At 49.1% G+C, this 4,707-nt stretch carries 6 protein-coding genes and 3 pseudogenes; all 9 read left to right on the top strand.

Annotated elements, in window-relative coordinates; translation table 11 throughout:
• The first annotated feature begins 175 nt into the window (after positions 1-175).
• Positions 176-1,539, top strand: a protein-coding gene (locus tag H5P17_RS26135; protein WP_182825880.1) for an IS3 family transposase whose coding sequence is annotated in 2 segments (ribosomal slippage) — positions 176-653 and positions 653-1,539 — 1,365 coding nt in all. Because the reading frame shifts where the segments join, the coding sequence is not laid out codon by codon here.
• 190 nt (positions 1,540-1,729) lie between these two features.
• Positions 1,730-2,059 (top strand): annotated as a pseudogene (locus H5P17_RS26130) (Rpn family recombination-promoting nuclease/putative transposase); the annotation flags it as partial.
• 28 nt (positions 2,060-2,087) lie between these two features.
• Positions 2,088-2,396 carry a DUF2913 family protein gene (locus tag H5P17_RS26855; RefSeq protein WP_370570067.1) on the top strand — a complete coding sequence of 103 codons (309 nt, stop codon included), beginning with the start codon at positions 2,088-2,090 and terminating at the stop codon, positions 2,394-2,396.
• Between the two features lie 352 nt (positions 2,397-2,748).
• Positions 2,749-3,183 carry a regulatory protein RecX gene (locus H5P17_RS26120; RefSeq protein ID WP_182825879.1) on the top strand — a complete coding sequence of 145 codons (435 nt, stop codon included), beginning with the start codon at positions 2,749-2,751 and terminating at the stop codon, positions 3,181-3,183.
• 45 nt (positions 3,184-3,228) lie between these two features.
• Entirely contained in the window at positions 3,229-3,510 is a 282-nt protein-coding gene (locus tag H5P17_RS26115) for a cytoplasmic protein (RefSeq protein WP_182825878.1), read from the top strand.
• 151 nt (positions 3,511-3,661) lie between these two features.
• Positions 3,662-3,820, top strand: coding sequence for a transposase (locus H5P17_RS26110; protein WP_182825877.1), 159 nt, complete (start codon positions 3,662-3,664; stop codon positions 3,818-3,820).
• 68 nt (positions 3,821-3,888) lie between these two features.
• Positions 3,889-4,272, top strand: coding sequence for a transposase (locus H5P17_RS26105; protein WP_370570066.1), 384 nt, complete (start codon positions 3,889-3,891; stop codon positions 4,270-4,272).
• 229 nt (positions 4,273-4,501) lie between these two features.
• Positions 4,502-4,618, top strand: a pseudogene (locus H5P17_RS26100) (transposase); the annotation flags it as partial.
• A pseudogene (locus tag H5P17_RS26095) lies at positions 4,600-4,707 on the top strand (IS3 family transposase); the annotation flags it as partial. The pseudogenes H5P17_RS26100 and H5P17_RS26095, both read left to right, overlap by 19 nt.

Here is a 4,707-nt window from a genome sequence, read left to right as displayed (position 1 = left end):
ACGTTATCTAAGAGAAAGAAATATATTATAGGTGTGTTTCTATGATGAGACCTCATGAGTCAACTAGTAATATAATTTCCTCTTATTTGTGTGTTTAATTTGTTATAATTACGCCCCTCTTGGCTGGACTGCACCCCAAAAGTTGGACACCCAACTGAGTAAGGTGCAGTTTTTTATGGCAAAGCCAAAATATTCCCTCGAAATCAGATTAGCTGTAGTTAATCACTACCTTGCCGGAAAAGATGGAACACATCGTACAGCTGAACGCTTTGGTGTTGAGAGAACATCTGTGCGACTCTGGGTAAGAGCCTGGCAACTCCACGGTATTGATGGCATTACCTGGAAAAATGACCGCCATTCTCCGGCGTTCCGGATGACAGTTGTCCAGGCTGTTCTCAATGAAGAACTTACGATGCGTGAAGCTGCCCCACGGTTTAATATCTCAACTGAAACCGTTGTCCGGCACTGGGTGAATGTTTACAAAGACGCAGGTGAGAAAGGACTTCTGAGCATAAAACCAGGCCGGAGCAAGGACATGACAAAACCCAAAAAAACACCTCCACTTACCGATGCTGCACTGGAAAAGTTATCTCCCGAAGAACTGCGGGCTGAACTCCGTTACCTGCGTGCAGAGAATGCCTATCTAAAAAAGCTGAAGGCCTTAGTTCAAAGCGAGAAAAGCGGCAGAAAGCCGGAATAATCAGTGAGCTAAGGCTGGAGTATGCGCTCGGCGATCTTCTGCGTGCTGCGGGTATGTCCCGCAGTACGTGGTATCACAATATGAATGCGCTGAAGCGAGTGGACAGGCATGCCGGGCTGAAAGACAAAATCAGAGAGATTTACCACTATCACAAAGGGCGTTATGGCTACCGCAGGATCACGCTCTCACTGAGAAAACAGGGGGTGTTGGTAAACCATAAAACAGTGCAACGGCTGATGGCGGAGCTGTCACTCCGTTCTCTGATAAGGGTGAAGAAATATCGTGCCTGGAAGGGGGAAGTGGACAAGGCTGCCCCCAATATCCTGAGCCGGAACTTCAGTGCATCGAAAGCCAACGAAAAATGGGTCACGGATGTTACAGAGTTCTCGGTGCAGGGTAAAAAGCTGTACCTGTCGCCGGTTCTCGATCTGTTTAACCGGGAGATTATCTCCTACAGCCTGTCGGAAAGGCCGGTGATGGAGATGGTTAATACGATGCTGCACGATGCATTCTCAGTGCTCGGACCGGAGGATGCACTGTTGCTGCACACGGATCAGGGCTGGCAATATCGAATGGCAGGCGATCAGGCAAAGTTAAAGGCGCAGGGTATAACACAAAGCATGTCGCGCAAGGGAAACTGCCTGGATAACGCGGTGATGGAGAACTTCTTCGGCACACTGAAATCGGAGTGTTTTTACCTGAACAGGTTCAGCGCTCTGAATGAACTGAGGAAGGCAATAGAGGACTATATCCATTACTATAACAACGAGCGGATCAGCCTGAAATTAAAAGGCCTGAGTCCGGTAGAATACCGAACCCAGGCCCTGATAGCCGCTTAACATGAACTGTCCAACTTTTGGGGTCAGTCCAGGCAAGGGGCATGGATTGAAGATGTGGATCCCAAAGGCCTTCACCTCGTTAGTCGAGCCTGTTTAGAAATTTATGTATCTGCCTGATTTTGATATGTTCAATGTAGCATCAAAAACAGGTTAATTTAGGGACGAAAAACAGTTACAGGTTCTGACTAACGAATTGGCCAAAAATCTTAACCCCCCCAAGCTGGCCGGATATATGTCTTCGCCACAGGTAATTTCACTGGTACACTACATTATCATTATCCAGGCCGGTGAATCGTCGGATGCTGAAGCTTTCATACGTGAACTGACGCTGTGGGTTCCGCAAAACGAGGATGAACTCATGACTATTGCGCAACAGCTTGAACAAAAGGGCATCGAGAAGGGTAGGCAGGAAGAGGTACTCAAAATTGCCCGCACCATGCTGCAGAACGGTCTAGATCACGACACCGTCATGAAAATGACAAGTCTGACCGCTGACGACTTGGCACATATCCGTCACTAACTCTTCGTTTCGACAGGTAGGGTAGCCCTTGTTAGACAAGACCGAATCCGTTACTCCGGAAAACACTACTTCAGCGCTCAGCCATCTGGCGGCGCTGGGGCTGGCACGCCAGGACGGTATCACCGACACGCCCTCTGCCGAAAACCTGTTTCTGATCCGCTGGCTGGCCACTGCCCAAAAGCAAAAACGCTTCCCCAGGAGCGTCGCGATTGACATCCAGTGGTTACTCGAACGTGGCCGCAAACACGGCCCGGCTGGCAAGTTGCGCCAACATCTGGACTACCTCTGGCGCGCCTGCCGCACAATCCGACCTGTTCCGGCTCACCTACGCCTCTGAAACCCTGAAAGACCAGGGCTGGGATAATTATATGCCGGACATGAAAGAATGGAAGTCCGGTGTGACGCCAATACCGTCACAGCACAACGGATTCTATGTCGAAAAAGCGGCGCTGAATGCCGCCTTTGCCCAGGACGGTAGCCATCTGCCCCCCGTGTTGAGGACGTCGGCCGGTTTATGGATGTCATGGCGGAGTACGGTCTGTGCAGCCGACGGCTAGGCAGTACAGCTGCCTGCCACACCATCGCGCTGGAGCCTGCGTAAACGACGTCCGGTATATATCCGGCGAGTAGCAAAGGAACAAGACAGGCCCCAGCCAGCGGTGCTGAGGTCACGTTAACAAGGTGAGACCATGACCGAGCAGGAATTGTATGAGTATGCAGCATCGCTGCTGGCCAAGAAAAATTACGCCTCTGGCGATATGCATCGCCAGTTGAGCCGGCAGACCGATAATGTAGAGGATATCGAGCGTGTTTTACACCGCTTGATCGATAACCACGCGCTCAATGATGCCCAATTACTCACTGATCTTTTGGATAAACAGATTAAAAAACTGCACGGCCCCACACGAATAAAACAAGAAATCCGCCAGAAAGGATTTCCAGCGGCACTGATAGAGCAAGAGATCAATAACAGTGAGATTGACTGGTATCTGTTAGCCAAAGAGGCCCGGGTCAAAAAGTTCGGTGAAGCATTACCTTCTGACCCAAAGGAAAAAAACAAACAAATCCGACATCTTCAGTATAAGGGGTTCGCGATGGATATGATCTTTGAAGCGTTAGGCTAACCCTAATTTTAATTTTTATCTCAACTGAAGAGAGGACGGATCTCTATGCGAACGCCAGAAAACACTATCTTATCAACCCTGAACAACGGTGGGTGTATTAAAAGTTTTTACCGGCGTTCAGCGCGGAGCCCCCGCGAGGAAAAATCAGTGCTGGCCGACGGCTATGTGCTGGAATCCGCGGCTGACGGTGATGAAATTATTCTGAGCCATGCCGATTTTTTGTCAGTGAAAATGAAACTGGCTGAAACAGAAACCTGGGAACAGGTTGTAGGGAACTTGCTTTTTGGTGGGAGCACCTGGATGTTACGTCATGAGACGGATGATTAAGGGAATGGGCCAATAACGCCAGTAACAGATTTACACTTAGTCAACCGTTACAAAATGATACGTAAGCGATGAGATGGTTTTCCCCCTCCTGGCAGCATCCATTTCGGCCATGATGGATGAACTTTAATCAGAAAAAAAGTAAGGGGATACCATGTCTGAAATGAAAATCACCGGCATCGATCTGGCTAAAACCAACTTTTATCTTTTCAGTATTAATGCTTATGGAAAACCGACTGGAAAGATAAAACTTTCGCGTAGCCACTTACTCAACTGGCTGGCTCAGCAACCATCTATGATTGTAGTGATGTGATGGACGCCCTTTCCTAAGGTAGTCAGTGCCATACTTTTACTGATTGCATTGATCCGGGAGAACATCACATGAACACGATAAGAGTTGTTAGTATCGATATTGCCAAATCTATTTTTCAGGTATGTGTCTGGATGATTGATGGTTCCGTTGCCTGGAACAGAAAAATATCGCGTCAGAAATTGCCGAATACGCTTCGCCAGTTTGAACCGGGTACGTTAATCGTGATGGAAGCCTGTTCAACCTCTCATTACTGGGGCCGAACCCTCAGTGCTATGGGATTCAGCGTAAGGCTTATCCCTGCCCAGTACGTGAAAGCATTTGCCAAAAGTCAGAAGAACGATGCAAACGATGCGCTGGCGATTTGTGAAACAGCATGCCGCCCGGGCATCCACTTTGTTCCGGTCAAAAACACGGAGCAGCAGGATATCAAAGCGCTGCGTAATACCCGTTAACTTATAGTTGAGCAGAGAACCGCGCTGGCTAACCAGATTCGTTCTCTGCTCGCTGAATATGGGCGTATTATTCCTGTCGGGATCCAGTGTCTTCAGCAACAACTGCCTGAACTTATTGAAGGCGCATCCAATGGTTTAACTTTCACACTTGACCCTGACCCAAAATCCTGCTCCATTCAGAAACAGAATTCCGGCATGATACACACTCCCCTGAGCGGAGGATGTGCCGATGAAAAAGTCACGATTTACCGAAGAGCAGATTGTTTTTGCCCTGAAGCAGGCTGAGCTGGGTACGTCAGTGCCGGACGTCTGTCGCAAGCTGGGCATTACGGGTACCGCCGGGTACACGTGATGCTCAGGCGGGAAGGCTGGCGCGATAATCACAAAAGAATCTACCGCCTCTACTGTGAGCAGGGTCTGTCGCTGCGCCTCAAA

Origin of the sequence: Serratia sp. OS31 (assembly GCF_014164835.1) — a bacterium.
Taxonomy (GTDB): Bacteria; Pseudomonadota; Gammaproteobacteria; order Enterobacterales; family Enterobacteriaceae; genus Serratia; species Serratia liquefaciens_A.
Note: the sequence above shows the minus strand (reverse complement) of the source record. Positions and strands in the feature narration are given on the sequence as shown.

Excerpts from the sequence above, each read along its gene's own strand:
- H5P17_RS26120 (WP_182825879.1), top strand. The coding sequence starts at position 2,749 with ATGACCGAGCAGGAATTGTATGAGTATGCAGCATCGCTGCTGGCCAAG.
- H5P17_RS26115 (WP_182825878.1), top strand. The coding sequence starts at position 3,229 with ATGCGAACGCCAGAAAACACTATCTTATCAACCCTGAACAACGGTGGG.
- H5P17_RS26110 (WP_182825877.1), top strand. The coding sequence starts at position 3,662 with ATGTCTGAAATGAAAATCACCGGCATCGATCTGGCTAAAACCAACTTT.
- H5P17_RS26105 (WP_370570066.1), top strand. The coding sequence starts at position 3,889 with ATGAACACGATAAGAGTTGTTAGTATCGATATTGCCAAATCTATTTTT.